The organism is Parazoarcus communis SWub3 = DSM 12120, from assembly GCF_003226565.1.
In the GTDB taxonomy this organism is placed as follows: Bacteria; Pseudomonadota; Gammaproteobacteria; order Burkholderiales; family Rhodocyclaceae; genus Parazoarcus; species Parazoarcus communis.
The window spans coordinates 43,664-70,166 of sequence record NZ_QKOE01000011.1 but is presented as its reverse complement, the minus strand read 5'-3'; the positions used below and the strand labels follow the sequence as shown (position 1 = coordinate 70,166).

At 61.9% G+C, this 26,503-nt stretch carries 25 protein-coding genes; 15 read left to right on the top strand and 10 right to left on the bottom strand.

Translation table 11 applies throughout. The annotated features are described in order from the left end of the window. Positions 1-20 precede the first annotated feature (20 nt). From DNK49_RS14955 to DNK49_RS14910, 10 genes are all read right to left on the bottom strand, one after another. The gene (locus DNK49_RS14955; protein ID WP_110526200.1) at positions 21-980 is read right to left on the bottom strand and encodes a chemotaxis protein; all 960 of its coding nucleotides are present in this window, start codon (positions 978-980) and stop codon (positions 21-23) included. A gap of 9 nt (positions 981-989) precedes the next feature. Continuing rightward, positions 990-1,961, bottom strand: a complete 972-nt coding sequence (locus DNK49_RS14950; protein WP_110526197.1) for a chemotaxis protein — start codon at positions 1,959-1,961, stop codon at positions 990-992. Positions 1,962-2,111: 150 nt separating this feature from the next. After that, on the bottom strand, positions 2,112-3,788 hold the full coding sequence (locus DNK49_RS14945; protein ID WP_110526194.1) for a methyl-accepting chemotaxis protein: 1,677 nt from the start codon (positions 3,786-3,788) through the stop codon (positions 2,112-2,114). A gap of 131 nt (positions 3,789-3,919) precedes the next feature. Then, the gene (locus DNK49_RS14940) at positions 3,920-4,522 is read right to left on the bottom strand and encodes a chemotaxis protein CheB (RefSeq protein WP_110526191.1); all 603 of its coding nucleotides are present in this window, start codon (positions 4,520-4,522) and stop codon (positions 3,920-3,922) included. Between the two features lie 6 nt (positions 4,523-4,528). Continuing rightward, positions 4,529-5,482 (bottom strand): CheR family methyltransferase, encoded by a 954-nt coding sequence (locus tag DNK49_RS14935; RefSeq protein ID WP_110526188.1) that lies wholly within the window; start codon positions 5,480-5,482, stop codon positions 4,529-4,531. A gap of 55 nt (positions 5,483-5,537) precedes the next feature. Beyond that, on the bottom strand, positions 5,538-6,539 hold the full coding sequence (motB, locus tag DNK49_RS14930; protein WP_110526185.1) for a flagellar motor protein MotB: 1,002 nt from the start codon (positions 6,537-6,539) through the stop codon (positions 5,538-5,540). A 58-nt stretch (positions 6,540-6,597) separates the two neighbouring features. After that, positions 6,598-7,452 carry a flagellar motor stator protein MotA gene (motA, locus tag DNK49_RS14925; RefSeq protein ID WP_110526183.1) on the bottom strand — a complete coding sequence of 285 codons (855 nt, stop codon included), beginning with the start codon at positions 7,450-7,452 and terminating at the stop codon, positions 6,598-6,600. Between the two features lie 139 nt (positions 7,453-7,591). Continuing rightward, positions 7,592-8,146 (bottom strand): flagellar transcriptional regulator FlhC, encoded by a 555-nt coding sequence (gene flhC, locus DNK49_RS14920; RefSeq protein ID WP_110526180.1) that lies wholly within the window; start codon positions 8,144-8,146, stop codon positions 7,592-7,594. A gap of 10 nt (positions 8,147-8,156) precedes the next feature. Continuing rightward, the gene (gene flhD, locus DNK49_RS14915; RefSeq protein WP_110526177.1) at positions 8,157-8,474 is read right to left on the bottom strand and encodes a flagellar transcriptional regulator FlhD; all 318 of its coding nucleotides are present in this window, start codon (positions 8,472-8,474) and stop codon (positions 8,157-8,159) included. Positions 8,475-8,657: 183 nt separating this feature from the next. Then, positions 8,658-10,571: a GGDEF domain-containing response regulator gene (locus DNK49_RS14910; protein WP_110526174.1), complete on the bottom strand. Its 1,914-nt coding sequence runs from the start codon at positions 10,569-10,571 to the stop codon at positions 8,658-8,660. A gap of 204 nt (positions 10,572-10,775) precedes the next feature. Here DNK49_RS14910 and DNK49_RS14905 point away from each other — a divergent pair, with 204 nt between their 5' ends. The 15 genes from DNK49_RS14905 to DNK49_RS14835 all read left to right on the top strand — a co-directional run bounded on the left by DNK49_RS14905 (position 10,776) and on the right by DNK49_RS14835 (position 26,499). Then, on the top strand, positions 10,776-11,336 hold the full coding sequence (locus DNK49_RS14905) for an NUDIX hydrolase (RefSeq protein ID WP_110526171.1): 561 nt from the start codon (positions 10,776-10,778) through the stop codon (positions 11,334-11,336). A gap of 101 nt (positions 11,337-11,437) precedes the next feature. Then, positions 11,438-12,073 (top strand): HNH endonuclease, encoded by a 636-nt coding sequence (locus DNK49_RS14900; protein ID WP_243632382.1) that lies wholly within the window; start codon positions 11,438-11,440, stop codon positions 12,071-12,073. Positions 12,074-12,209: 136 nt separating this feature from the next. Continuing rightward, positions 12,210-13,733 (top strand): xanthine dehydrogenase small subunit, encoded by a 1,524-nt coding sequence (gene xdhA / locus DNK49_RS14895; RefSeq protein WP_110526168.1) that lies wholly within the window; start codon positions 12,210-12,212, stop codon positions 13,731-13,733. Next, a complete protein-coding gene (gene xdhB, locus DNK49_RS14890; RefSeq protein WP_110526165.1) occupies positions 13,720-16,086 on the top strand; it encodes a xanthine dehydrogenase molybdopterin binding subunit in 2,367 nt (788 codons plus the stop codon). The genes xdhA and xdhB overlap by 14 nt, the downstream gene beginning before the upstream one ends. Beyond that, entirely contained in the window at positions 16,083-17,153 is a 1,071-nt protein-coding gene (gene xdhC, locus DNK49_RS14885; protein ID WP_110526162.1) for a xanthine dehydrogenase accessory protein XdhC, read from the top strand. The genes xdhB and xdhC overlap by 4 nt, the downstream gene beginning before the upstream one ends. Continuing rightward, positions 17,122-18,735, top strand: coding sequence for an ABC transporter ATP-binding protein (locus DNK49_RS14880; protein WP_207806998.1), 1,614 nt, complete (start codon positions 17,122-17,124; stop codon positions 18,733-18,735). Before xdhC ends, DNK49_RS14880 begins: the two co-directional genes overlap by 32 nt. Beyond that, on the top strand, positions 18,728-19,792 hold the full coding sequence (locus tag DNK49_RS14875) for an ABC transporter permease (protein WP_110526157.1): 1,065 nt from the start codon (positions 18,728-18,730) through the stop codon (positions 19,790-19,792). The genes DNK49_RS14880 and DNK49_RS14875 overlap by 8 nt, the downstream gene beginning before the upstream one ends. Positions 19,793-19,800: 8 nt before the next feature. After that, the gene (locus DNK49_RS14870) at positions 19,801-20,733 is read left to right on the top strand and encodes an ABC transporter permease (protein WP_110526154.1); all 933 of its coding nucleotides are present in this window, start codon (positions 19,801-19,803) and stop codon (positions 20,731-20,733) included. Positions 20,734-20,820: 87 nt separating this feature from the next. Continuing rightward, positions 20,821-21,381 carry a Uma2 family endonuclease gene (locus DNK49_RS14865; protein ID WP_110526151.1) on the top strand — a complete coding sequence of 187 codons (561 nt, stop codon included), beginning with the start codon at positions 20,821-20,823 and terminating at the stop codon, positions 21,379-21,381. A 116-nt stretch (positions 21,382-21,497) separates the two neighbouring features. Next, a complete protein-coding gene (locus tag DNK49_RS14860) occupies positions 21,498-22,607 on the top strand; it encodes a DegT/DnrJ/EryC1/StrS family aminotransferase (protein WP_110526148.1) in 1,110 nt (369 codons plus the stop codon). Between the two features lie 77 nt (positions 22,608-22,684). Beyond that, on the top strand, positions 22,685-23,368 hold the full coding sequence (locus DNK49_RS14855) for a WbqC family protein (RefSeq protein WP_207806997.1): 684 nt from the start codon (positions 22,685-22,687) through the stop codon (positions 23,366-23,368). A gap of 3 nt (positions 23,369-23,371) precedes the next feature. Beyond that, a complete protein-coding gene (locus tag DNK49_RS14850; RefSeq protein WP_110526143.1) occupies positions 23,372-24,334 on the top strand; it encodes a glycoside hydrolase family protein in 963 nt (320 codons plus the stop codon). Between the two features lie 4 nt (positions 24,335-24,338). Next, entirely contained in the window at positions 24,339-25,298 is a 960-nt protein-coding gene (locus DNK49_RS14845; protein ID WP_110526140.1) for a glycoside hydrolase family protein, read from the top strand. Beyond that, positions 25,295-25,759, top strand: coding sequence for a GNAT family N-acetyltransferase (locus DNK49_RS14840; RefSeq protein ID WP_110526137.1), 465 nt, complete (start codon positions 25,295-25,297; stop codon positions 25,757-25,759). Before DNK49_RS14845 ends, DNK49_RS14840 begins: the two co-directional genes overlap by 4 nt. After that, the gene (locus DNK49_RS14835; protein WP_110526134.1) at positions 25,756-26,499 is read left to right on the top strand and encodes a class I SAM-dependent methyltransferase; all 744 of its coding nucleotides are present in this window, start codon (positions 25,756-25,758) and stop codon (positions 26,497-26,499) included. Before DNK49_RS14840 ends, DNK49_RS14835 begins: the two co-directional genes overlap by 4 nt. The last annotated feature ends 4 nt before the right edge of the window (positions 26,500-26,503 follow it).

Genomic DNA, 26,503 nt, shown 5'->3' with positions numbered 1-26,503 from the left:
TTGTACCCGTTCCCGGTCACTCAACCCTGACGTGCGCGCAGCAGCAGCGGGCGCAGCGTGTCGGCCAGGACATCAGCGTCGAATTTTGCCACGTAAGTATCGACACCGACCCGTTTCCCCATCGCCCGATTTGCGTCGGACGACAAGGAGGAATGCATGACCACCGGGATACCGTCGAAACGGCTGTCGTTCTTGATGTTGCGAGTCAGTACATACCCGTCCATCTCGGGCATCTCAGCATCGACCATGATCAGGTCGATCTCGTCGCTGACCCGTCGGCCCATCTGCTGGGCGTGGCTCGCCATGCCCTCGAGCCGGGTCCAGGCTTCGAGGCCATTCTGGGCGTGCTTGTGACGGACGCCCAGCTTGTCGAGCACCTCTGCAATCTTGCGTCGGGCCACAGCAGAGTCATCGACAAAAAAGACGTTGACCTCGTGTCCTCCGTCGAGCGGCGCAATATTGCCGACGATGGCCTCCCCGAAAGTGTTCGCCAGAATGGTCTCGACATCAAGGATGGACACCAGCTTGCCATCGGAGAGTTCAGTAATCGCAGTGATGAAGGTATTGGTGCTTTGCGATACGTTGTCAGGCGTACGTACCTTGTCCCACTCCACCCGGATGATGCGATCCACCTCCTCGACCAGGAAACCCAGCGTGCGCTTGCTGTACTCGGTGACCATCATCGAGCCGCCCAGTGGGTCACCCACACCGCCAAGCCCCAGGATCTTTGCCAGGGACAACACCGGGATCACGTTGCCACGCAACGAGATCAAACCCTCCACGCCATTGGGCATGTTCGGCGCCTTGGTGATGAAAGGCGTCTTGGACACCTCACGCACCTTGAACACATTGATCCCAAAGATCTCGTTGGTCCCCAGCGAGAACAGCAGGATCTCCATCCGGTTGGAGCCCGCCAGCATGGTACGGCCGTCGACGGTGTCGAGCAGCGCGGCTTCCTTTTGTTGTTCAATGCTCAGCATGGCCTATCCTCACTTGCTGTTCGGGGTCGGGTCATTGCGATGAATGAGCCGACGCAAGGTCTGCGACAACCGCTGCGGTTCGAACTTGGGCACGTACTCGTCGACCCCGACCGACTTACCCAGTTGCTGGTTGGACATGCCTGACAGCGACGAATGCATCACCACCGGCACGCCCTCGAAACGCGGATCCGACTTGATATGGCGGGTCAGGATGTAGCCGTCCATCTCGGGCATCTCGACGTCGGTCAGCACCAGACTGAGCATGTCCTTGACCTTGCGGCCCGAACCTTCCGCATGTGCGGCGAGCTTCTTCAACTCCTCCCACGCATTACGTCCATTGACCGCGCTGATGTAGCGCACACCCAGCACGTCGAGTGTCTGAGTAATCTGCTTGCGCGCCACGGAGGAATCGTCTGCGAACAGTACCGTGTGCTCCTCGCCATCCGGAATCGGGTCGATATCCTTGAACAACAGGCTGTCATCGTATCGCGCCGTTTCGGACAGCACCTTCTCGACGTCCAGCATCATCACCAATTTGTTACCCGACAACTCGGTCACCGCGGTCACCAGCCCGCCCATGTTCGCCGTCAGCATCTCCGGCGGCACGCGCATCTGCGACCAGTCCAGGCGCAGGATGGTATCAACTGCCTCAACCAGGAAGCCCTGAGTGTGGCCGTTGTATTCAGTAACGATCATGATGTCCCGCGGTGTGTCTGTGCTGACGCCAACGTATTTGGCCAGATCCACCACCGGTACCAGCACACCCCGCAGGCTGACCATGCCCTCCACCGAAGAGGGCATTTCAGGCGCGGACGTGATCGCGGGTGTGCGCATCACCTCTCGCACCTTGAACACGTTGATGCCGAAGGTTTCACGGCGTCCGGTACGCTGATCCATCCCCAAGGTGAACAGCAGGATCTCAAGCTTGTTGGTGCCGGCCAGACGAGTCCGGGCATCGATATTCTTCAGTAAGTCGGACATGTCACTCTCCGCAGCGGGCGGGGGCTTGCCCGGTCAACGCGACCGGTAGCGATGTATGAGTTATAACGGTCATGCTTTTTCAGACTTTAGCAAGTTTGAACGATGTCGACAGCCCCCGATACCCTTCGGACGGCACGACATCAGAGATTGTCAGGCCTGATACCCCATGCGGAACCCACCCCAGTGACGGCCATTGACGTAAACCGGCGCCGAAATGTCATGCATGATCTCACCGGTATCGCGCCGGTAGGTCTGGATCAGGAACTGAAGCTCATGTGCGCCACAACGCTTGCCTACGGGGTCATCGAATATCCGTTTGCTGCGGTTGCCAACGAAATCCTTGTCGTAATCGCCCGTCAAGGGCTTGGAAAAGCGATTATTGTGCGTCGGCACATAGCCCCGCCGATCGCATCCGATGGCGTACACAATGGCCCCGTTGCGCTCCAGGATCGCCTCCTGGATACGCGGAAAAATCTTGTCGGTCAGCCCATCGAAACGGGTGTTGAACTTTTGCGGCCGGGTATTGGCAATGGGCTGATAACTCTGATCGAACAGCGCCTCCTCACTGATCTGTCGGCTGGCCACAGCGCCCTCCAGCGCGCGTCCGATCTCACGCGCCGCCTCAATGACGACGTCGGGCATCGACTTGTGCACCGCCATTGCACGCTCGCCCTCTGCCCCCAGCCGGAACACATTGCTGATCTCGTGCAGGTTGATTGCCAGGCTGTCCAGCTCCCGCGACTCGGTCATGGTCTGCGACGCACCTTCCGCATTGTGCTCGACCATATCCATGATCTGGCGGACATTGCTCACCACATGATCGGCTTCGCGGCTTTGCTGCGCGATGGACACGGCAATCCCGTCGATCCGCTCCATGGTGCGGTGTGCCCCCTGGTTGATCTGTTCCAGCGCCTGCGCGGCCTGCTGCGCCAGGGACGCACCCGCGTTGGCCTGCTGACTGCCTTGACGGATTGAGCCGATCGCAGCCCGGGTCTCGCTCTGGATCGCCTCGATCATCGAACTGATCTCCGTGGTCGCCACCGACGTACGCTCAGCGAGCTTGCGGACCTCATCGGCCACCACGGCAAAACCGCGCCCCTGCTCGCCCGCCCGCGCGGCCTCAATCGCCGCATTGAGCGCAAGCAGGTTCGTCTGGTCGGCGATCTCACGGATCACCTTGACGATTCCACTGATTGCCTCCGAACGCTCGCCCAAGGCCTCGATGACCGAAGCGGATTGCTCGACGGAACGCGCGATCAGATCGATTTCGTGCGAAGCCTGCGCAACCACACGTGCCCCATCAACCGACAGCTCACGGGCCCGCTGCGCATCGGCCGCCGTCTCGGTCGCATGCCCAGCGACCGCATTGATGCCCACCGTCATTTCCTCGATCGTACGGGCCATGGTCTCCGACGCCGTACGCTGTGCCGTCGACCCCTCTGCCACACGGGACGCATGACCGGACAGCACATCGGCCTTTTCGGCCACGCGTTGGGCGTCGTAGATCACCTTTCCGACAATGCCCTGAAAACTTGCAATCAAGCGATTGTAATGCGCCACACAAACGCCGGTCGAACCTGCCGCAGCGCTCGCCCGGCGCGACAGATCGCCATCCAGGTAAGTCCGCTTTAGCGTATCGGCAAAAGCGTCGAGCGGCGCAACGAAGAACTGCCTGAGAAGACCCGCGCCCAGCAAGCCCGTCAGCAGACCAGCCCCCAGCGCGGCACCCGCCACACCCCAGGACAGCGCTCCCGCTGTTGCAGCCACGCCAAGGCTGGCCAGCGCCGTGACGACGCCCAGCGTGACGGCTATCGGCCATAGTCCCATTTCAAGCTCCTGATGCGGTCACCCAACTCACCCGCAGCGCGTTGCCACGCCCCGACTCCATGCGGCATTTTATCGGCGCAAGCCGCCAATATCTTTAGAAGAAACTGAAAAATTACCTCTAAAGTAATAGATCAGCTCTTTACCGCATGCGCAGTCAGTCGCGCCATGATGCGCCCGGCGACATCGCTCAATGACGCCACTTCGTTAACCGCCCCCAGCAAGGCTGCCTCACGGGGCATGCCATAGACCACCGAACTGTCCTGATCCTGCGCAATTGTCCAGGCGCCCGCACGTTGCATGTGCAGCAAGCCCTGCGCCCCGTCCTTTCCCATCCCGGTCAGTAACACGCCTATGGCCCCACGTCCGACCAGGCGCGCCGCCGAGTCGAACAACACATCCACCGATGGTCGGTGACGATTCACCGGTGGCGACTGCTCGACCTCGCAATGGTAGGCCGTCCCGACCCGCGCGATACTCAGATGCGAGTGACCCGGTGCAATATAGGCAGTACCCGGCAGGACGCGCTCACCCTGCTCGGCCTCCTTGACGTGAATGGCGCACAAGCCATCCAGGCGCTTTGCAAACGAAGCGGTGAACATCGCCGGCATGTGCTGCACGATCAGCACCGGCGGCACATTGGCCGGCAACCGGGTCAACACCTCCTTGATCGCCTCGGTTCCACCGGTGGAGGCGCCAATGAAAACGATCGGGCTCGAATGGGACAGCAGCGTCATCTGCACTCAGCGCAAGGGCGAATCGAGGCGCACGTATACCGTTCGCCCCCTGGAGCGCAAGATATCTGAAGCATGCAGAAAACTCTCCGAATGACCGGCGAAAAGCTGTCCATCTGGACGCATCAACGGCGCAAAGCGCTTGAGGATGCCGTATTGCGTCGGTTTGTCGAAGTAGATCATGACATTCCGGCAAAAGATCGCATCCAGCGGTCCCTGCACCGACCAGACCGAATCCAGCAGGTTGATCCGCCGGAAACTGACCAGTCTGCGCAACTCGGGCTTGACGATATAACTGCCTTCCTGAGCACCGACCCCCTTGGTGAAGAAGCGCGACAAGCGCTCGGGCGAGAGTCGATCGACACGATCCCGTCTGTATACGCCGGCTTCGCCGTGCGCCAGTACTGCGGTATCAATGTCTGTTGCGAGGATCTGAACCGGTGGAGACGTGGTATTGAACGCCTCACAGGCCGTGATTGCCAGTGAGTAAGGCTCCTCGCCGGTTGAAGCCGCACAGCACCACACCTTGAGCGTCCGCTTTTCGGTCGTGCGTTTGAACTGCTCAGCCAGAATGTCGAAGTGATGCGCCTCCCGAAAGAACGATGTCAGATTCGTCGTCAGCGAGTTGACAAACGTCTCCCACTCCTTTCGGTCGCGTTCCAGACGGGCAAGATACTGCGCAAAAGTGGTATCGCCGCACGCACGCAGGCGGCGCGCAAGACGGCTGTACACCATATCCTGCTTGGCCGGGGAAAGCGCAATGCCGGCGTGATCATGGATCAGCTTGCGGATGCGCTCGAAATCGGCCGCGGTGAACGCGAATTCACGCTCACGACTGGCACCGATATTGGCCGAAATCGAGGCCAGCGCCTGAACCGCTGCAGACGGCGTCACCGGACGCCGCGCAGCACCGCCAGCGGGCTCAGGCGGCGGTGGGCGACGGGGAGGCACAGGCAAAGTCATCATCAACCTCGAGTGAGACGCAGACAGCTCTGACTGCCTGCCAAAAAAATGCCCATCAGCGCAACGGCGGCACGATGTTCGGACGCTGCAGGCCGCCAACACCGGGAACAGCAGGCGCAGGCCCCCCGCCCACCGCCGGATCGGCACCCGCATTGCCCCCTTCACCGCGAATCGATTCTTCGGTGCGCTTGTTCAGCACAATGATGCTGATACGCCGGTTGATTGGATCCAGCGGGTTATCCTTATTGAGATGCGTCGTATCCGCCAGGCCAACGACCCGCACCACCTTGGCAACCGCAAGCCCCCCCGCCACCAGCTCGCGTCGGGAGGCGTTGGCCCGGTTGCTGGACAACTCCCAGTTCGAGAATCCCCGGTCGCCACCCGCGTAACGCGATGCATCGGTATGTCCGGACAAGCTGATGCGGTTGTCGACATCGTTGAGCGCGCGGCCGATGGACCGCAGCAAGTCCCGGGTGTAGGGCCTCAGTTCCGCACTGGACGAATCGAACATCGGCCGGTTCTGCTCATCCACAAGTTGAATCCGCAAACCCTCGGTGGTGATGTCCATCAGGATCTGGTTCTTGAACTGGCGCAAGGTTGCATCGGCTTCGATGATCGCCTCGATTCGCCCCTTCAGGTCAATCAGACGCGCACGCTCCCGACGCTGCTCGATCTCCGCGATATCCTCGTCAGCCAGTTCAGCTGGATGGCGATCACGCGCCGCGTCGACATTGATCGCACGAGTACTCGGCGTATCGCCACGGCGTACCTGCCCGACCTTGCGCGACAGATCCTCACCCCCACCTTTGATGATGGACGAACTGTCGCCGGACCCTTCCCCCCCCGCCATGGCGAGCTTGAGCGGATTCTGGAAATGGTCTGCAATCCCTTCGAGATCACCCTGTGCGGTCGAGCCCAGCAGCCACATCAGCAGGAAGAAAGCCATCATCGCCGTCACGAAGTCGGCATACGCAATCTTCCAGGCACCACCATGGGCGCCACCACCGCCCTTCTTGATGCGTTTGACGATGATGGGCTGTTGGGTATCGTCGCTCATGAAGCGCCTCCCACAGCAACAGAATCAGACGGATCAAACCGATGATGCATCATCACGCTCAGCCCTTGCGGCTCTTGATTTCCTCTTCCAGCTCGATGAAGGTTGGGCGGTCGGTGGAATACAGGACCTTACGACCGAACTCGACCGCGACCTGAGGCGCATAGCCATTCATGCTCGCCAGCAGTACCACCTTCATGACCTGGTAGATCTTGCCGCCCTCCTCAACCTTCTGCTCGATCTGGCTGGCCAGCGGCGCAACGAATCCGTAAGACACAAGAATACCGAGGAAGGTCCCCACAAGCGCACCACCAATCATCTTGCCCAGTACCGCAGGGGGCTCCCCCACCGAGCCCATCACGTTCACCACGCCCATCACCGCCACCACGATACCGAAGGCAGGAACCGAATCGGCGACCTTGGCCACAATATGCGGCGCGGCGTGCGCTTCCTGGTGGTGGGTCTCGATCTCCATGTCCATCAGATTCTCGATCTCGAACGCATTCAGATTGCCACCGACCATCATCCGCAGGTAGTCACACAGGAACTCAACCACATGATGATCGGAGGTCACGCTGGGATACTTGGAAAAGATCGGACTGGAGTCGGGGTTCTCGATGTCGTTTTCGATGGACATCAAGCCTTCCTTTCGGACCTTGGCGAGAATCTCGAACATCATCGCCAGCAGGTCGACGTACAGCGCCCGGTTGTACTTCGAGCCCTTCACGGCCGACCCCAGCGACCCGAGCGTCGCCTTGATCGCCTTGGGCCCATTGCTCGCAACAAAGCCGCCGATCATCAGGCCAAAAATGGCGACGTATTCCAGTGGCACCCAAAGCGCCAACAGACTACCGTGCACCGCATAGGTACCGATCGACGCCGCCAGAACGATGACATAACCAATGATCAGATACACTGCCGACTCCGCATGCGCTGGCCCCTACGCCTCAAGACTCATGAGATTGTAACGTCTTCACCCACGCAATACTTGAGCCCTGGAAACGAAAAAGGCTGCACGAGGCAGCCTTTTTTCATTTGAAGCAGATCAAGCAGCCCTACTCGACCCGCTCGCGCACCTTGGTCTTGCGTACCGCAGTGCGACGCGTCTTGCCTGCGCGGGAAGGCATGTTGCACAGACCGCAGACAAAAGCATGGGTGGGGTCATAGGCATGCGCGACAAAATGACCGCCGCAGCAGGTACATGCCGCCAGATGGAGCAGATCGGCATCAAAGAAGCGGACCAGTGTCCAGGCCCGGGTGAGGCTGAGGATGGGCTCCATCTTCTCGCCCTCGATCTGGTCAAGGTACAGATGGTAAGCCTTGATGATCGCATCCAGCCCGGTCATGCCAGCCTGCCGCTCGAAAAACCGGTGATAACTCATGAACAGTGACGAATGCACATTCGGCTGCCAGGTCATGAACCAGTCGGTCGAAAACGGCAGCATGCCCTTGGGGGGCGAGACACCGCGGACTTCCTTGTAGATCTTGAGCAGCTTTTCGCGGCTGAGCCTGGTCTCGGCCTCGAGCATCTGCATGCGCGCACCGAGTTCGACCATCTCCACCGCACGGCGAATGTCCGCCGCCTCGTCAACGATCCGTTTGTTCTTCATTCAAATCTCCTCAGGCCGCTTCCTCAGCCGCCTTGCCTGCCGCGAGAATCGCAGCATGCAAACTCGAACTGGCTGCATCACGCCCTTCACCTGCCATCAACCGGGCAAGCTGTTCATCATCAAAGCGAAACTGCGGAAGCAGCATCTGGTTGCTGGCCATACGGACCAGCTTGGCTGCTGACAGGCCTTCGATGAAATCGGCAACATCCTTGCTCAGCCCGAGACGAAACAGCGCGGTCTCCCGATCACCGCGCAGCATTTGCTGCGCAAGCATCAGATAAGCCAGATTCAGTTCGCGAATTTCGGCCTGAAAATCAGGACGTTTCATGGATTAAAGCTCCCTATCAGGGACAAGCGGCTTCGAAGTTAAAGTAATTTCTCAAGTCGCGCAAGCGAGACCCCGCAGATATACCCCTAACGTCGTATCAAAAATACAACATCCGACAAATTGAGCGACTTTGGTCGACCGCCGCACTCACCTCGGCAATCCAGCCCCTGTCATGCACCCACCTCAGGACGGCACCACCAATCCGACCGCGTTGCGTCCCTGCTCCTTGGCCTGATAAACACCACGATCGGCCCGCTTGATCAGGGCATCCACATCGGCCATCGTGTCGTCTCGAGCAGCAACACCGATGCTGACCGTCAGTTGCAGCACGGGGCCACCGGTCTCGACACGAAGATGCTCGGCGGCAAGGCGCAAACGTTCTGCGCAAGCCCGTGCAGCCTCAAGCCCCGTTTCCGGACAGATGACAAGAAACTCATCCCCCCCGGTCCGACACAGCACATCCTGCCCGCGCAGCGCACCGCGCAAGGCGTCTGCAGTCTGACGCAGGACCATGTCACCAATGTCGTGCCCGAAGGCATCATTGATCGGCTTGAAGTCATCGAGATCGATGATCATCACCGACAAGGGTCGGTGATTGCGAACGACTGCAGCCCATTCCTGCTGCATGCGCTCGAGCGCGTAGCGACGGTTGGGCACGCCCGTCAGCGCATCGGTCAGCGCCGCCTCCTGCAAGCGGCGATTGGAAATCGCCAACTCCGCTGCAAAATGCCGGATCTCGTCGCGATCACGCTCAAGCTCCTGCTGCAAGCGCACAACACGCTGCCCCGCATTGAGCCGCGCAGCAAACAGGCGTGTCCGCAATGGCCGCTGAAGGAAGTCGTCCGCACCCGCCTCGAAAGCCTCCATGGCTTGTTCATCGTCTTCGGGCGTCAGCAGCAGGATATACATCGCCCGCCCCACCCGGGTCGCACGCAAACCCCTGATCAGTCGTCCCTGCTCAAGCCCGGGCTCAGACTGTCCCATGACCAGCATATTGGGCTGCACATCCAGCACCTGCTCAATCAGCCGCTGCCCGCCCCTACTCTCGAACACCTGATGCCCGGCGTCCTCAAGCACGCTGCGCAGCACCTGCCGTTCGGCCTCCTCCCGCTCGACGAGCATGACTTTCAATCCGGAAGCCGCCGTGACGCCCCCCCCGACGGTCCCATCCGCGCTTGCCGGTTCCTGCCCCAAGGTAGCGAAATCGGGCGTTGCCGCGGTATCGAACTGCAGCAACTTGCCCCATTCCACCCACTGCCCGGCGACGCGTACACACATGTCGACAAACTCTTCCCGCGACAGGCCCAGACGTTGCGCCCACCTTAAGGACATCACCATCAGCGCGGACTGCTCCGCTTCGGGCGCCTGACAGATCTCGGTCAGGGCCCGCGCCAGAATCAGGCTTTGCAACATGCCGAACTCGCGGGAGCCTTCAGAGAATGCAGCCTTGTCAGGCTGCTCGAAGTAACGGATCGGTTCGTAAAAGACCGCGGGCAACCCCCAGTCGGCCAGCATCGCAGCGCCAAGATCGGCATGCGTCATGGCCAGCGCCTGATGCTCCAGATCCAGCAGGCGCCGCTCGGGCGACCGCCTGAGCGTCTCAAGCACCCGTGAGTACTCCACCGGGTACGCCGTTGCCATGGCCAGCTCACCAACGCGCGACAGCAGCCCCGCACTGAAGGCTTCATCAGCCGCGGCAAGGCGCAAGCGCTGCATCAGCGTCTGCATCGACAAGGCCATCAACAAGGACGATGACCAGAACAGGCCGTAATCGAAACCCGCACAATGCCCCTTGCGGTAGTTCGACAACAAGGAAAACCCCAGCGCCATCGTTCTCACTGCGGGCAAGCCAAGCACCATCAAGGCCTCGTGCACCGCCACGATCGCCCGACGCTGCCCGCCGGCAAGGCCATTGGCGGCCTTGACCAGTCGTCCAACAAAAGCGGGATCGGTCTTGATCACGCGGGCCAGCTCCGACATGGGAACTTCTGCGTCCTGTGTCATGCGGATGATGGCCAGCGCAACACCACGCGGCGAAGGCAAGTCACCCGTTGCCTTGAGCTGGGCGAAGCGACTCAGTTCGATCGGAGGAGACATGGTCGGTCAGCTGCTCCATGACGACATTCATCTCGATGTCATCAAAAAATTGTTGTTGGTCTTGCACGCACTGTACCGCGAGAGTGAAATCAGCTCCAGCCCGACGCAATTGGCCACAGCGCGGCGATCGGCACGGATCGTGCCACACCGGCTTTAGAGATTAGAATCGGGAACATTCGAACGTCCGCCAGCGCGACCACCAACATGAAATTCTGCTCCAGTTGCGGCGCCTCCGTGGCCTTCCGCATCCCGCCGGGGGACACCCTTCCCCGCCATGTTTGCGACCACTGTGGCACCATCCATTACCAGAACCCGAAACTGGTCATCGGTGCAATTCCCGAATGGGAAGACAAGATCCTGCTGTGCCGGCGCGCCATCGAACCTTGTCATGGCAAATGGACGCTGCCTGCAGGCTTCATGGAAAACGAGGAGACCACCGCAGAGGCCGCTGCCCGCGAAACCCTCGAGGAGGCCTGCGCGCGCATCGAAGTCGGCAACATGTTCTCGCTGATCGATGTACCGCACATCAGCCAGGTTCACATCGTCTATCGCGCCCGTCTGCTCGATCTCGACTTTCGACCAGGCGAAGAATCGCTTGAAGTCGCGCTTTTTGACGAAGCTGACATTCCCTGGGACGAGATCGCCTTCCGCACCATTGCCTTGTCCCTGCGCCGTTACTTCGCCGACCGCCGTGACGGCCGCTGGGGCTTTCACACCTGCAGTGTCAGCCTGAACGATCCGCCTCCCGGGCTGATCGGGCGCTGAGGCAGGCCCTCAGGCCCTTGCACGCCATCCCAATGTCTGTTTAGATTGATTCGCCGGGCACGCCGATTGCAGGCGCGCCCTGTCAGGGCGACGGAGGGCACGTGTTGATCGATCACGGGATGACGCTGCTGGGCGCGGACGGATTGGCCATGCAGGACGACGGCCAGCATCCGTGGATACTGTCGCTCGACATGAACGGCACCCCGCACCGCTGGATCAACTGGCAAGCCGCCTGTCACTATCACGCACGCGACCTGGTCGCCTGGAGTGTCGGTGATCACGCCTTTCGCTTTCTGGGCGGCACCTCGCGCCTGACCGGCGAACGCTCGCAAATCACCACCCAGAGCATCATCGCAATCAAGGGGCGTGCGCTGCGGCCGGACGCCCTGCACAAGATCCCGCCCCTGAACAACCGTGAGCTTTTCCGCCGTGACCAGCACCTGTGCGCCTATTGCGGCCATCGCCTGCCGGGCAGCCAGCTCACCCGCGACCACATTCACCCGGTATCGCAAGGCGGCCGCGACATCTGGATGAATGTGGTCACCGCCTGTCGCCCCTGCAACCAGCGCAAGAGCGGACGCACCCCCGAGCAGGCAAGAATGGCGCTGCTGTACGCCCCCTATGTGCCCAACAAGGCGGAATACCTGATTCTGAGCAATCGCCACATCCTCGCCGACCAGATGGACTTCCTCACCCGCCACCTGCCGCGGCAAAGCCGTCTGCTCGTCCATCCCTGAATTCACCGGCTCACGCCTCGGAATGGGGCGAATTTTGCCGCAACGCACCATCTCGGCACCCAAAATCCCAATGATTCAATACCTTGTATAAACGAGTCACGATGTTCCCCCGCGCAGCAGATGCTACATTTGAGACATGAACTCCGCTGAAATCCATTTCCTGCTCGATGGCCGCGACGTTCGCATCCGCGACCTCGCACCCACGACCACCGTACTCAACTGGCTGCGCGAACACGAAGCGCGTACCGGTACCAAGGAAGGCTGTGCCGAAGGCGATTGTGGCGCGTGCACGGTGGTCATCGCCGAAGCCCGCAACGGCAGCCTGCGCTGGCGGGCGGTCAATGCCTGCATCCAGCTGCTGCCGACCCTGCACGGCAAGGCCCTGTTTACCGTCGAGAGCCTCAGGACAGCCCATGGCGTGCTCCACCCCGCCCAGCAAGCCATGGTCGAGAGCCACGGCTCGCAATGCGGATTTTGCACACCGGGATTCGTGATGTCGCTGTTCGGTCTCTACCAAAGTCAAGCCGCACCGGACAAGCAATCGATTGCCGACACCCTGTCCGGCAATCTATGCCGCTGCACCGGCTACCGCCCCATCCTCGACGCCGCACAGGCCATGTACCACCTGCCCGCACCCGAAAGCAGCTTGCCTGCGCCTGTGTGGCGGGCGGACAAGGACCCTGCTGCCGCGCGCCTGCTTGCCAGACTGGAGGCCATCGAACACGATGACACCACGCTGATGCTGTCCCATACACGTGGCGATGGCACGCTCACCCGCTTCATCGCGCCGCGCACGCTCGAGGCGTTTGCCACACAGCTGCTCGAGCATCCGCAAGCCACCATCCTGGCCGGCAGCACCGATGTCGGGCTATGGATCACCAAGCAGTTCCGCGCACTGCCAGTACTGCTCTATCTCGGTCGCGTGCGCGAACTGGCCCGCATCGAACTCAGCGCAGATACGCTCGAGATCGGCGCTGCCGTCACGCTGGAGGACGCCTTCGACCACATCCTGCCGCACTACCCGGAACTCACCGAACTCTGGCGGCGCTTTGCGTCGCGCCCCATCCGCAATGCCGGCACGCTGTGCGGCAACATTGCCAACGGCAGCCCGATCGGAGACTCCATGCCCGCGTTGATCGCGATCGGTGCCGAAGTCGTGCTGCAACGAGGCAAGCAGCAGCGCCAGTTGCCACTCGAGGCGCTCTACCTTGGCTATCAGCAGAAAGACCTGACCCCCGGCGAGTTCGTGCGTGCGGTACGTATCCCGCTCCACAGCCAGAGCAACGGCGAGTCGCTGATCCGGGCGTGGAAAGTGTCCAAACGCCACGATCAGGACATCTCGGCCGTCTTCGCCGGACTTGCGATCACGCATGAGGACGGCATCATCACCCACGCACGGCTGGCGTTTGGCGGCATGGCCGCCACCCCGCGGCGCGCCGTGCTGACCGAAGCCAGCCTGATCGGTCGCCCCTTTGACGCCGCTGCGCTCGCCGATGCACACCACGCACTGACGCAGGATTTCCAGCCCCTTTCCGACATGCGTGCTTCAGCCGACTACCGCATGCGCGTGGCGCAGAACCTGTTGACCCGCTTGCAGCTCGACATGACCGGTGTCACCACCCGCCTCGATACCCTGGAGGTGACCGATGAACTCGGCTGAATCCATCACAACGACCCCGCATCACGCCCCCGTGCAGCCCATCGGCAGCGCCGGCGAGGCCCTCGCGCATGAGTCCGCCGTCCTGCATGTCACCGGCAGCGCCAGCTATATCGACGACCTGCCGGAACTGAGGCGCACCCTGCATGCAGCCATCGGCCTCGCCACTGCCGCACACGCCCGGGTCCAGAGCATCAATCTGGACGCCGTTCGCGCAGCACCCGGCGTGGTTGCCGTATTGACGGCAGACGACATTCCCGGACTCAACGACTTTGGTCCGGTCGTCCACGACGACCCGATCTTTGCCACCAGCGAAGTACAGTTCCACGGCCAGGCCCTGTTCGCCGTCCTGGCTGAGGACATGCATGCAGCACGTGCCGCCGCTCGCCTGGCACAAGTCGAGTACGAGGCCCTGCCCGCCGTGCTGTCGGTCGACGACGCGCTCGAAGCCGGTACCCGGGTCCTGCCCGACGTCAGCTTGCGCCAGGGCGAGGTGGACGGCGCCCTCGCCAAGGCCGCGCACCGTCTGTCAGGCACCGTCCGGCACGGAGGCCAGGATCACTTCTACCTGGAAACCCATATCGCCTACGCCATCCCGCAGGAAGACAACACCATGAAGGTGTACGCCTCCAGCCAGCACCCGGGCGAAGTTCAGCTGCAAGTGGCCCATGCCCTGGGCGTCGACGCCAAGGACGTGGTGGTGGAATGCCGGCGCATGGGTGGCGGGTTTGGCGGCAAGGAAAGCCAGCCAGGACAGATTGCTGCCATCGCTGCAATCGGCGCCCTGCGTACCGGCCGTCCGGTCAAGCTGCGCCTGGACCGCGACGACGACATGATACTCACCGGCAAGCGTCACGACTTCCGCATCGACTGGGAGGCCGGTTTCGACGACGACGGCCGGCTGGCTGCGGTACGTTTCCGCCAATCCACCCGTGCAGGCTATTCAGCGGACCTGACCGGCGCGATTGCAGACCGTGCGATGTTCCATGCCGACAATGCCTACTACCTGCCGGCAGTCGCGATCGACTCGCACCGCTGCAAGACACACACCGTGTCGAATACTGCCTTTCGCGGTTTTGGCGGCCCGCAAGGCATGTTCGGTATTGAAGAGGTGATCGACAACATCGCCCGCCACCTCGGCCGTGATCCGCTGGAGATCCGCAAACTCAACTATTACGGCGTCGACGAACGCAACACCACCCATTACGGCCAGCGCATCGAAGACAATGTGCTGGCTCCCATGACCACCGAGCTCGAAGCCAGCTGCCAGTATGCAAGCCGACGCGCTGCAATCCGGCAGTGGAATGCCAGCAGTCCGGTGATCAAGCGCGGTATTGCCCTGACGCCGGTCAAGTTCGGCATCTCCTTTACCGCCACACATCTGAACCAGGCCGGTGCCTTGCTGCATGTGTACACCGACGGCACGGTGATGCTCAATCATGGCGGCACCGAAATGGGTCAGGGTCTATTTACCAAAGTCGCCCAGGTCGTCGCGCGCGAACTGCAGATCGACATCGATCGCATCCGCGTCACCGCGTCCGACACCGCCCGTGTGCCCAACGCCTCGGCCACCGCGGCCTCGAGCGGTGCCGACCTCAACGGCAAGGCGGCGCAGGACGCTGCGCGCAAGATCAAGGCGCGCTTGACCGAGTTCGCCGCGGCAAAGTTCGGCTGCCGCGAGGATCAGGTCGAATTCCTGCCCAACCGCATCCGCGCCGGCAATACCGAACTCAGCTTTGCCGAACTTGCCCACGCCGCCTGGATGGGGCGGGTATCGCTGTCGGCTACGGGTTACTACCGCACCCCCCGGATCGCTTACGATCGCCACACCCTGTCCGGCCGACCGTTTTACTACTATGCCTACGGTGCTGCCTGCAGCGAAGTGGCCATCGACACCCTGACCGGCGAATCCCGGGTGCTGCGCACCGACATCCTGCACGACGTCGGCCATTCACTGAACCCGGCAATCGATCTCGGCCAGGTCGAAGGCGGCTTCATCCAGGGCATGGGCTGGCTGACCATGGAAGAGCTATGGTGGGACGACAAGGGCCGACTGCGCACTCACGCGCCCTCCACCTACAAGATTCCGGCAGTGTCCGACCTGCCGCCGGTATTCAACGTACGGCTATGGGAACGCGGCATCAACAGCGAAGATTCGATCTTCCGCTCCAAAGCCGTCGGCGAGCCCCCCTTCATGCTCGCCTTGTCGGTATGGCATGCGATCAAGGACGCCATCGCCGCAGCAGGAGACTACCGCCTGACACCCCAGCTGAATGCCCCGGCAACCCCCGAAGAAATCCTGCGCAGCCTGGACGCGCTTCGCGCCCACCTCGCCAGCGAGGCTGCAGCCGCATGAACATCGCCCGCCTGCTCGACATCCTGGCCGCCCATCTGAGCAAGGGAGAATCTGCAATATGGGTGGGCGTGGCCGATGTGCGCGGTTCCGCCCCGCGCGCACCGGGCACACGCATGCTGGTGACCCCGCGCGGCATCTTTGGCAGCATTGGCGGCGGGCATCTCGAACTGAAGGCGGTTGAACTCGCCCGCCAGATGCTCGACGATGATCTGGCCGGCCTGATGCCGCCAGCGCGGCTGGAACACTACGCCCTTGGGGCGCGTCTCGGCCAGTGTTGCGGCGGCAGGGTGCAACTGGCCTTCGACGTCGTCACCCTGACAGACCTGCCCGCGGTCGAGCACGCGCGGGCAATGACCGCAGCCGGGCAAAGCTGGGTTCGTGTGGTCTCGCCCGGCGCGCATGGCGCACGCATCCTTTCGCTGACCCACGCCCTGGCCGACACCCATCACCCCGAACTTGGCGCCAGCCTTCAGCGCCTGCTCGAAGGACCGGAAGAAGGGGCGACCCTCACCGGCCTGGACGAGCCGGGAACAAGCCACGTCGTCGAGCTGATCCGCCCGGCTGAGCTGCAGCTCACGCTGTTCGGCGCCGGCCACGTCGGCCGTGCCCTGGTCGCGACCCTGGCCCGGCTCCCCATCCGGATCACCTGGATCGACAGCCGCGAGAGCGAATTTCTTGCCCAGATGCCGCACAATACGCGCCCCCTGCTCACCGACGACCCGGTTGCCGAAGTCCGCCACCTGCCCGCCGATACTGCCGTGCTCATCACCACTCACAGCCATGCGCTCGATTTCGACCTGGTCCGGGCCTGGCTCGATCGCAACGACTTCCGCTTTCTCGGTCTGATAGGCTCGGCCACCAAACGTGCCAGTTTTGCCGGCCGCCTGCAGGCCCGCGGCTACGACGCGCCGCGTGTTGCCCGCCTGACCAGCCCGGTGGGCGATCGCGGCATCGTTGGCAAGGAGCCGGAAGTCATCGCTCTGTCCATCGCCGCCCACCTGCTGTCACTGCGCCGCCAGGGTCAGCATCGCGACCATGCCGATCTCTCCACCGCCACCATCCGATAAGCTCATGACCTCGCCCCCCCCGCCGTCCTCGACCTTACCCCCGCGACTCGTGCTGCGTGACATCCGCAAGGTGTATCCGACCGTGGTCGCCAATGACGGCATCAACCTGAGTGTCGCGCCAGGAGAAATCCATGCGGTGCTCGGTGAGAACGGGGCCGGCAAGTCGACACTGATGAAGATCATCTACGGCGTGACCCGCCCGACCTCGGGCGAGATGCAGTGGGAAGGCCAGGCGGTGACGGTCAGCAGCCCGGCGCATGCGCGCGAACTGGGTATCGGCATGGTGTTCCAGCATTTCTCGCTGTTCGAAACCCTGACCGTGGTCGAAAACGTCGCACTGGCCTTGCCTGGCAAGCCCGATCTGGATGAACTGGCCCGGCGCATCGAGGCCGTGTCGCAGCGCTACGGCCTGCCCGTCGACCCGCGCCGCCACGTGCACGCCCTGTCGGTGGGTGAACGCCAGCGTGTGGAGATCGTGCGTTGCCTGCTGCAGAACCCACGCCTGCTGATCATGGACGAGCCCACCTCGGTACTCACCCCGCAGGCCGTGCGCAAGCTGTTCGAGACCCTGCGACAACTGGCTGCTGAAGGCTGCGCCATCCTGTACATCAGCCACAAGCTCGATGAGATCCAGGAACTCTGCCATACCGCCACCGTGCTGCGTGGCGGCCGCGTCACCGGGCACTGCAAACCGGCCGAGGAAACGCCCGAATCCATGGCCCGGCTGATGATCGGCAAGGATCTGCCGGTATGCGAGCACGGCAGCCCCACTCATACCGGTGAAATCCGCCTGCGTCTGGCCGGCCTGTCCCACGCCAGCGCCGACCCCTTTGCCACAGATTTACGCGACATTCACCTGGATGTGCACGCGGGCGAGATCGTCGGCATTGCCGGCGTCTCCGGTAACGGCCAGCAGGAGCTGCTGCGCGCCATCTCTGGCGAGGAGGTACTGGCGGAGAAGTTCCCGGTACAGATCCTCGGCGTCGAGGCGGGCCGCCTCAACCCGGGGCAGCGACGCAAGCTGGGCATGTGCTTCGTGCCCGAGGAACGCCTGGGTCGCGGTGCGGTACCCACGATGTCGCTCGCCGACAATGCGATCCTGACCGCAGCAAAGACACAAGGCCTGGTGGCGGGGGGTTTCCTGTCCTTCTCCCGCGCGCGCAGCTTTGCCGAACGCTGCATCAACGGCTTCGGCGTCAAGTGCGGTGGTGCTGCCGCACCGGCCAGATCACTGTCCGGCGGCAACCTGCAAAAATTCATCATGGGCCGCGAAATCCTGCAGTCACCCAGGCTGCTGGTGTGTGCACAACCCACCTGGGGGGTGGATGTCGGTGCCGCCGCCTTCATCCGCCAGGCCCTCATCGACTTGCGCAACCGGGGCTGTGCAGTCCTGGTCATCTCCGAGGAGCTGGACGAATTGTTCGAGATCTGTGACCGCATCGCCGTCATCGCCAAAGGCCGGCTGTCACCGCTGCGCCCAGTAGCCGAAACCACGGTGGAAGACATCGGGGTGTGGATGAGCGGCCTGTGGCCCGGCTCCGAACTCAGCACCGACAGCGCCGCGGAGGTCGCCCATGCTTAGGCTGGAACCCCGTCCGGAAGCCTCGCGGCTGATGTCCTACCTGTCGCCCCTGTTGGCCGCGGTGCTGACGCTGATGGCCGGCATGGCGGTGTTCTCGATGCTGGGCAAGGATCCGGTCGAGGGCCTGCGTCTGTTCCTGCTCAACCCGGTCAAGGATCTCTATGGCGTCTCCGAGCTGCTGCTCAAGGCCACGCCGCTGATGCTGTGTGCCATCGGTCTGGCGGTGGGGTTTCGGGCCAACATCTGGAACATCGGCGCCGAAGGCCAGTTCATGCTCGGCACCGTCGGCGCCACCGGTGTGGCGCTGTACTTCCAGGAATCCGACAGCAGCCTGATCCTGCCCACCATGGTGTTCGCCGGCGCGTTAGCGGGCGCGGCCTGGGCGGCCATACCGGCACTGCTCAAGACCCGCTTCAACGCCAACGAGATCCTGGTATCGCTGATGCTGGTCTATGTCGCCCAGCTTTTCGTGTCGTGGCTGGTGTTCGGCCCATGGAAGGATCCGGATGGCTTCAATTTTCCGCAGACGGCCATGTTCGGCGACCATGCCCTGCTCCCGGTGCTGGTGGAAGGCACCCGGCTGCATTTCGGCTTCCTGATCGCGCTGACCGCGCTGCTTGCCGGCTACGCCTTCATGAATCGCAGCTACACCGGCTTCAAGATGCGCGTGGCCGGTGAGGCGGCCGACGCCGCACGCTACGCCGGCTTTTCCGCCAACCGGATGATCTGGATCGGCCTGCTGACCGGCGGCGCCGCGGCAGGCATTGCCGGCATGTGCGAAGTCGCCGGGCCAATGGGCCAGCTCACCGACAAGGTCAGTCTGGGCTACGGCTTTGCCGCCATCATCGTCGCCTTTGTCGGCCGCCTGAATCCGGTTGGCATCCTGTTCGCCAGCCTGCTGATGGCCCTGCTCTATATCGGTGGCGAACAGGTGCAGCAGTACATGAATCTTCCAAGCTCGATCTCATTGGTGTTCCAGGGCTTGCTGCTGTTCTTCCTGCTGGGCTCGGACGTCTTCATCCACTACCGGCTCAAGTTCGGCCGCGCTACCGCCTGAGGGTCGTCATGGACGCTAGCTTGTTCACCTCGATGCTGTTCGCCACTGTCGTGGCGGGCACCCCGTTGATCATTGTTGCGCTGGGCCTGCTGGTCAACGAAAAGGCCGGCGTGCTCAACCTGGGGGCCGAAGGCATGATGGCCATGGGCGCGGTGGCCGCCTTTGCCGTCACCCACCACAGCGGCAGCCCCTGGCTCGGCGTGATGGCCGGCATGGCCGCGGCGATGGCGGTATCCCTGATCTTTGGCTTCCTGACCCTGACCTTGCAGGCCAACCAGGTGGCGGCCGGGCTGGCGCTGTCTATCTTCGGCGTCGGACTGTCCGCCTTCATCGGCAAACCCTTCGAATCGATTGCGCTGCCCGCGGTACCGCCGATCCGAATCCCCTTCATCGCCGATCTGCCCCTGATTGGCGAAGCCCTGTACAACCAGCAAGCCTTGGTCTACCTGTCCTGGGCGCTGTTCTGGGTGGTGGTGTGGTTCCTGTACCGCAGCCGCGCCGGGCTGGTGCTGCGTGCGGTGGGCGAGTCACCCGCTTCAGCCCACGCCATCGGCCACCCGGTCATCCTGATCCGCTACCTCGCAGTCCTGTTCGGTGGCGCCATGGCCGGCATGGGCGGCGCCTTTCTTTCGGTGTTCTACACCCCGATGTGGGTCGAGGGCATGGTGGCGGGTCGCGGCTGGATTGCGCTTGCGCTGGTGGTATTCGCCACCTGGCGGCCGCTGCGGGTGATGATCGGCGCCTATCTGTTCGGCGGTGTGATGATCACCCAGCTGTTCATCCAGGGCTCGGGCATGCAGCTCGACTTTCCGGCACAGTTCCTGTCGTCACTGCCCTACTGGGCCACCATCATCGTGCTGGTGGTGATCTCGCGCAACGTCAACACCATCCGTCTGAACTCGCCGATGTCACTTGGCAAACCTTACCGTGCGGAAGGCTGACGGACATGACAAGGGCGTCGCCACGGACTATCATCGGCCTGTTCAGGCACGTATGGTTCAGGCACGTATGGAGTGGAGACGCCCATCATGGCACTGCCGCAACCCCTTGAGTCGCTGACTGCCCAAGCCTATCTGGATTGGGAAGCCACGCAACCCGAAAAGCACGAGTTCTACCATGGAGAGGTCTTCGCCATGGGCGGAGCGAGCCGTCAACATGTCACCGTGTCGCTCAACATTGCAGCGGCACTGGATCTTGCGTTGGACGGCTCGCCCTGCCGCGCCTACATGGCTGACATGAAACTGCAGGCAGCCACCGACCACGCCTACTTCTACCCCGACGTTCTGGTGACCTGCGACCCGATCGATCACAAGGCCGACCTGTTCATCCAGCACCCCAGACTGATCGTCGAAGTGCTTTCCCCCTCCACTGCGGCCTACGACCGTGGTGTCAAGTTCTCGGCGTACCGCCAGATCGGATCGCTGCAGGAATACCTGCTGGTCGACCCCGATTTGCGCCGTATCGAGCTTTTCCGCCGTGTCCCCTCCGGCGTGTGGGAGTTGCACGACATTGCCGAAGGACAGCCGGTCAATCTCACCGGCCTCGGGGTGGAAATTGCCTGGCAGCGGGTGTTCCGCAACCTCGACTGAACATCGCAAACCGCATCGGCAAACGCGAATTGAACGGTTTTGTCTTGCTTAATCGCCTGACCGCCTGAGCCCGGCAAGGCTATGATGACCACCAAAGTCAAATTGGAGACGCGGTCATGGCCAACCCGATCCCGGTTACCAGCCCGTTGCTGCCGCCGCTGGAAGAGTTCATTCCCTATCTGGAACAGATCTGGGCCAGCCGCCGCCTGACCAACAGCGGCCCATTCCACGAACAACTGGAAACCGAGCTGGCCGCCTATCTCGGCGTTGACCATCTGTGTCTGTTTGCCAACGGCACACTCGCCCTGGTCACCGCACTGCAGGCCCTGCGCATCACCGGCGAAGTCATCACCACCCCGTACACCTTCGCCGCCACCGCCCACGCGTTGCTGTGGAACAACATCAAGCCGGTTTTCGTCGATATCGACCCCCACACCTGCAACCTCGACCCTGACCGCATTGAAGAAGCCATCACTCCGGCGACCACCGCCATCCTGCCCGTACACTGCTACGGCCTGCCTTGCGACGTCGACCGTATCCAGCGCATCGCAGATACCTACGGGCTCAAGGTCATCTACGACGCCGCCCACGCCTTTGGCGTCAGGCAGGACGGGGTCAGCATCCTGCGCCATGGCGACCTCTCCATCCTCAGTTTCCATGCGACCAAGGTATTCAATACCTTCGAGGGTGGCGCGATCATCTGTCCCGACATCAAGATCAAACGCCGCATCGACTTTCTGAAAAACTTCGGTTTCGCAGACGAAGTCACCGTGGTCGCGCCCGGCATCAACGGCAAGATGAACGAAGTCGAGGCAGCCTTCGGCCTGCTCCAGCTCAAGCATATCGACGCAGCGCTGGCGGCGAGGGCCCGTATCCATGAACGCTACCTGCAGGGCATCCGCACGATTCGCGGGCTGCGGGCCTTGGCGGTTCCTGCCGAGCTGCAATGGAACTACGCATACTGCCCGGTATTCGTCGAGGACGACTACCCGCTCGATCGCGAACAGCTATACGATTTGTTCCGCACCAAGGACGTACTGGCCCGACGCTACTTCTATCCGCTGGTCAGCTCATTTCCCATGTATCGGGGCTTACCCAGCTCGAATCCGGCGCGGCTTGGGCAGGCCGCAGAGATTGCAAATCGGGTTCTCTGCCTTCCGATCTATCCTGACCTTGCAGCGTCCGTTCAAGACCAGATCATCGACACACTTGCCCGCGCTGCATGACCTACGGCACTGAAGCACACGCATCAGCACCTGCCACACCGCAAGGCGGCGGGAATGGCGAGACACGGGTGGCCATCATGCAACCCTACTTCCTGCCTTACATCGGTTACTTCCAGCTCATCAATGCCGTAGATGTATTCATCATCTACGACAACATCAAGTACACCAAAAAAGGCTGGATCAATCGCAACCGTCTGCTCTCAGATGGACATGACGTGCTGTTCTCGCTCCCCCTGCAGAAGGCCTCCGACACGCTCGATGTGGTCGAGCGTCACCTCGCCGCAGACTTCAAGCCCGTGAAACTGCTCGGGCAGTTTCACGGGGCTTATGCCGCAGCACCGTATTACCCCCCCACGCGAGCCCTGCTGGAGCGCATCGTGCAGGCAGACGCACCCAATCTCTTTGCCTTCATCCTGAACTCGATTGAAGCGATCTGTGGCCATCTCGGCATCCGTAGTCGCATTGTCACATCCTCGGCGCTTGACATTGACCATCGCCAGAAGGGGCAGGACAAAGTACTCGCCCTCTGCGAAGCGACGGGGGCAACATGCTATATCAATGCCATCGGAGGCACGGCGCTTTACGATCACGCCAGCTTTGCGGCTCGCGGGCTGCAACTTCAGTTTCTGAAATCGCGCCCCATCGAGTATCCACAATTTGGTGCGCCATTCGTACCCTGGCTGTCGATCATCGACGTATTGATGTTTAATCCGGTGGAGCGTGTTCAAGCACACCTGCTCCATCACTACGATCTGGTCTGATCCATGTTCCGCTGGAAGAAGCTAGGCAAAGTCTTCACCCCTCAGTCTGTCGGCAGCCGTCCGTGGCTCAAGGAGTTCGCACAGGCGCCCGCCACCTTGGTGCTTGATGACGTCGTACGGGTCTACTTTTCCTGTCGCCCACCGGCCGACGCCAATGGCCAGTATGTCAGCCATTCGGCCTGGGTTGACCTTGACCGGAACGACCTCTTCAAGATCCGGGCCGTTGCTGAGCAACCCATCCTGGAGCTCGGCGGACTTGGCGAGTTCGACGAATTCGGTATCTACCCCGTCTCGGTGATCGCTGACGGCGATCTCGTTCGGGCCTACTATGCAGGCTGGACACGATGCGAATCGGTCCCCTTCAATGTCGCAATCGGCTGCGCGATCAGCCACGATGGCGGTACCCGTTTCGCAAAGGTCGGCAACGGTCCGGTACTCGGCTACTCACTCAATGAACCCTTTGTACTGAGTGGTCCCAAGATCCGCCGCTTCAACGGCCGTTGGTACCTGTTCTACATTGCCGGACGAAAATGGAAGTCGGTCGATGGCCGGGCCGAACCTGTCTATAAGATCCGGATGGCCCACTCCGAAGACGGCCTGAACTGGACGCGTCTGGATCGCGACCTGATCGAAAGCCGCATCGAAGCCGACGAAGCACAAGCCAGCCCCGACGTCTTCTTTGCCAATGGCCGGTACCACATGTTCTTTTGCTACCGTTACAGCGAAGGCTACCGCAATGGCCATCGAGGTTATCGGATCGGCTATGCCTTCAGTACCGATCTGCGTACCTGGACTCGTGATGACAGCCGGGCTGGCATCGATGTCTCGCCCACAGGCTGGGACGCCGAAATGATCAGCTATCCGCATGTGTTCGAGGTCGACGGCACCACCTATCTCGCCTACCTCGGCGATCAGGTCGGTCGATATGGCTTCGGGCTGGCAGTGCTCGAAGGACGTCTGGAGTGAATTCATGAGATGGCTCAAGCGCGGCAAGATCTTCGACCCCCGGGAGCATGCCCTCCCCCTGGGCGGCAAGCAGTTCGCCCAATCGCCACAAGCCCTCGTGCTGACAGACCGGGTGCGGATCTACTTCTCTACCCGGGCAATCGATCCAGCAAACGGCAAGTATCTCAGCCATATTGCCTTTGTCGACATGGATCGCAATCTTGACAAGATCCTGAGGGTCTCGGACCACGAAGTCATTGCGCTTGGGGAATTGGGCTGCTTTGACGAACACGGTATCTTTCCCATGAACGTCGTGCCCATGCACGACCATATCCTCGCCTACACCTGCGGCTGGAACCGTCGCGTATCGGTTTCGGTGGACACCGCAATCGGCCTTGCCGTCAGTCACGACGGCGGCGAGACTTATCAGCGCGCGGGCAGCGGGCCCGTACTGGCAGCCTCCCTGCACGAGCCCTGCCTGGTGGGGGACGGTTTCGTGAAAATCATCGATGGCTGCTTTCACATGTGGTACATCTTCGGTACCGGCTGGAAGCGCTACCAAACGGGCAGCCCGCCTGACAGGACCTACAAGATCGGCCACGCAATCTCCACCAATGGCATCAGCTGGGTCAAGGAAGAAGCCCGTCAGATCATCCCCGACAAGTTGGGTAAGGACGAGAGCCAGGCCCTCCCGACCGTCGTCCTGATCGGAAGCCGTCATCACATGTTCTTCTGCTATCGCGAGTCTTTCGATTTTCGTCAGAACCGCGCAAGGGGCTACCGCATCGGTCACGCCTGGTCCGATGACCTGATCGACTGGACGCGCGACGATGACATGCTCGCACTCGCGGGCACGCCAGGCGAGTGGGACAGTGACATGCAATGCTACCCCCACGCCTTCGAGTGTGATGGACGTATTCACCTGATTTACAACGGCAACGCATTCGGTCGCGAAGGGTTTGGTCTCGCCACGCTCGAACCATGACAAAAAGAACACCAAGGTACTGCCGCAATCACGCCACCCCCGACCAGATTGCCGCACACCTGCATCGATGCGACGCTTTTTTCATCCCCGCGCTGTCCTCCCGGGTGGACATCCGGCACTACGCCACCAAGTTGACCACCCACGCTGAACGCTTCGAGGCATGGTCAGGCAGCGAGCTCGTCGGACTTGTTGCGGCTTACCTGAATGCAGCAGACTTCGAACGGGGCTTCATCACCAACGTCAGCGTGGCCCCTGAGTACTTCGGCCAGGGTGTTGCCGCCGAACTGCTTGAACATTGCCGCCAGCATGCAAGAACGCTCGGGTTTGCACGCCTCGAACTCGAGGTCGCCCGGGCCAACCTCAAGGCCTTGGAGCGATACCTGCGCCAAGGCTACCGATTGCAGCACCAATCCGACGAATCCACGACCCTCCATCTGCCGCTCGACGAGGAGATCCGATGAATCAGACACGCGACTTCAACCGGGAGACCGTCGACAACGACGGCCGCCTTTACGCCTACGGGTTCGACTTCGACGTCATGCACCCCTACATGATGCGCAGCTTCATCCCGTTCTTCAGGCCCGGCAATGCGCTCGAACTGGGCAGCTTTCGCGGTGACTTCACTTTGCGTCTGCTCGATCACTTTCACGACCTGACCTGCGTCGAAGGATCTGACGAAGCGTTAATGATTGCGCGATCCCGTGTTGGCGAGCGCGCAACGCTGATCCACGGGGCATTCGAAACCGTGTCCCTGCCACGCAGATACGACAACATCGTGCTGACGCATGTCCTGGAGCACCTCGACGACCCCGTCGGTCTGCTCCGCCGCATCAATCATGACTGGCTTGCGGACGGGGGCAGGCTGTTTCTTGTGTGTCCGAACGCGAATGCCCCCTCGCGCCAGATTGCCGTCAAGATGGGGCTGATTGCCCATCATTCAGCCGTTACGCCCGCAGAAGCCGCGCACGGCCACCGCCGGACCTATGCACTGGACACGCTCGAACAGCATGCGCGGATGGCCGGCCTCAACATCGTTCACCGCAGCGGGATCTTCTTCAAGGCACTGGCAAACTTCCAGTGGGATCGTCTGCTGCAAACCGACATCGTGTCAGCCGAGTATCTCGACGGCTGCTATGCGCTCGGCCAACAATATCCCGACCTGTGCGCCAGCATCTTCCTGCTATGCGAAGCAGGCCGCTGACACA

Bases quoted from the DNA above. Each gene is read 5' to 3' on its own strand.
- DNK49_RS14955 (WP_110526200.1), bottom strand. From the start codon at position 980: ATGCTGAGCATTGAACAACAAAAGGAAGCCGCGCTGCTCGACACCGTC.
- DNK49_RS14950 (WP_110526197.1), bottom strand. From the start codon at position 1,961: ATGTCCGACTTACTGAAGAATATCGATGCCCGGACTCGTCTGGCCGGC.
- DNK49_RS14945 (WP_110526194.1), bottom strand. From the start codon at position 3,788: ATGGGACTATGGCCGATAGCCGTCACGCTGGGCGTCGTCACGGCGCTG.
- DNK49_RS14940 (WP_110526191.1), bottom strand. From the start codon at position 4,522: ATGACGCTGCTGTCCCATTCGAGCCCGATCGTTTTCATTGGCGCCTCC.
- DNK49_RS14935 (WP_110526188.1), bottom strand. From the start codon at position 5,482: ATGACTTTGCCTGTGCCTCCCCGTCGCCCACCGCCGCCTGAGCCCGCT.
- motB (WP_110526185.1), bottom strand. From the start codon at position 6,539: ATGAGCGACGATACCCAACAGCCCATCATCGTCAAACGCATCAAGAAG.
- flhC (WP_110526180.1), bottom strand. From the start codon at position 8,146: ATGAAGAACAAACGGATCGTTGACGAGGCGGCGGACATTCGCCGTGCG.
- flhD (WP_110526177.1), bottom strand. From the start codon at position 8,474: ATGAAACGTCCTGATTTTCAGGCCGAAATTCGCGAACTGAATCTGGCT.
- DNK49_RS14910 (WP_110526174.1), bottom strand. From the start codon at position 10,571: ATGTCTCCTCCGATCGAACTGAGTCGCTTCGCCCAGCTCAAGGCAACG.
- DNK49_RS14905 (WP_110526171.1), top strand. From the start codon at position 10,776: ATGAAATTCTGCTCCAGTTGCGGCGCCTCCGTGGCCTTCCGCATCCCG.
- xdhA (WP_110526168.1), top strand. From the start codon at position 12,210: ATGAACTCCGCTGAAATCCATTTCCTGCTCGATGGCCGCGACGTTCGC.
- xdhB (WP_110526165.1), top strand. From the start codon at position 13,720: ATGAACTCGGCTGAATCCATCACAACGACCCCGCATCACGCCCCCGTG.
- xdhC (WP_110526162.1), top strand. From the start codon at position 16,083: ATGAACATCGCCCGCCTGCTCGACATCCTGGCCGCCCATCTGAGCAAG.
- DNK49_RS14880 (WP_207806998.1), top strand. From the start codon at position 17,122: ATGCCGATCTCTCCACCGCCACCATCCGATAAGCTCATGACCTCGCCC.
- DNK49_RS14875 (WP_110526157.1), top strand. From the start codon at position 18,728: ATGCTTAGGCTGGAACCCCGTCCGGAAGCCTCGCGGCTGATGTCCTAC.
- DNK49_RS14870 (WP_110526154.1), top strand. From the start codon at position 19,801: ATGGACGCTAGCTTGTTCACCTCGATGCTGTTCGCCACTGTCGTGGCG.
- DNK49_RS14865 (WP_110526151.1), top strand. From the start codon at position 20,821: ATGGCACTGCCGCAACCCCTTGAGTCGCTGACTGCCCAAGCCTATCTG.
- DNK49_RS14860 (WP_110526148.1), top strand. From the start codon at position 21,498: ATGGCCAACCCGATCCCGGTTACCAGCCCGTTGCTGCCGCCGCTGGAA.
- DNK49_RS14855 (WP_207806997.1), top strand. From the start codon at position 22,685: ATGCAACCCTACTTCCTGCCTTACATCGGTTACTTCCAGCTCATCAAT.
- DNK49_RS14850 (WP_110526143.1), top strand. From the start codon at position 23,372: ATGTTCCGCTGGAAGAAGCTAGGCAAAGTCTTCACCCCTCAGTCTGTC.
- DNK49_RS14845 (WP_110526140.1), top strand. From the start codon at position 24,339: ATGAGATGGCTCAAGCGCGGCAAGATCTTCGACCCCCGGGAGCATGCC.
- DNK49_RS14840 (WP_110526137.1), top strand. From the start codon at position 25,295: ATGACAAAAAGAACACCAAGGTACTGCCGCAATCACGCCACCCCCGAC.
- DNK49_RS14835 (WP_110526134.1), top strand. From the start codon at position 25,756: ATGAATCAGACACGCGACTTCAACCGGGAGACCGTCGACAACGACGGC.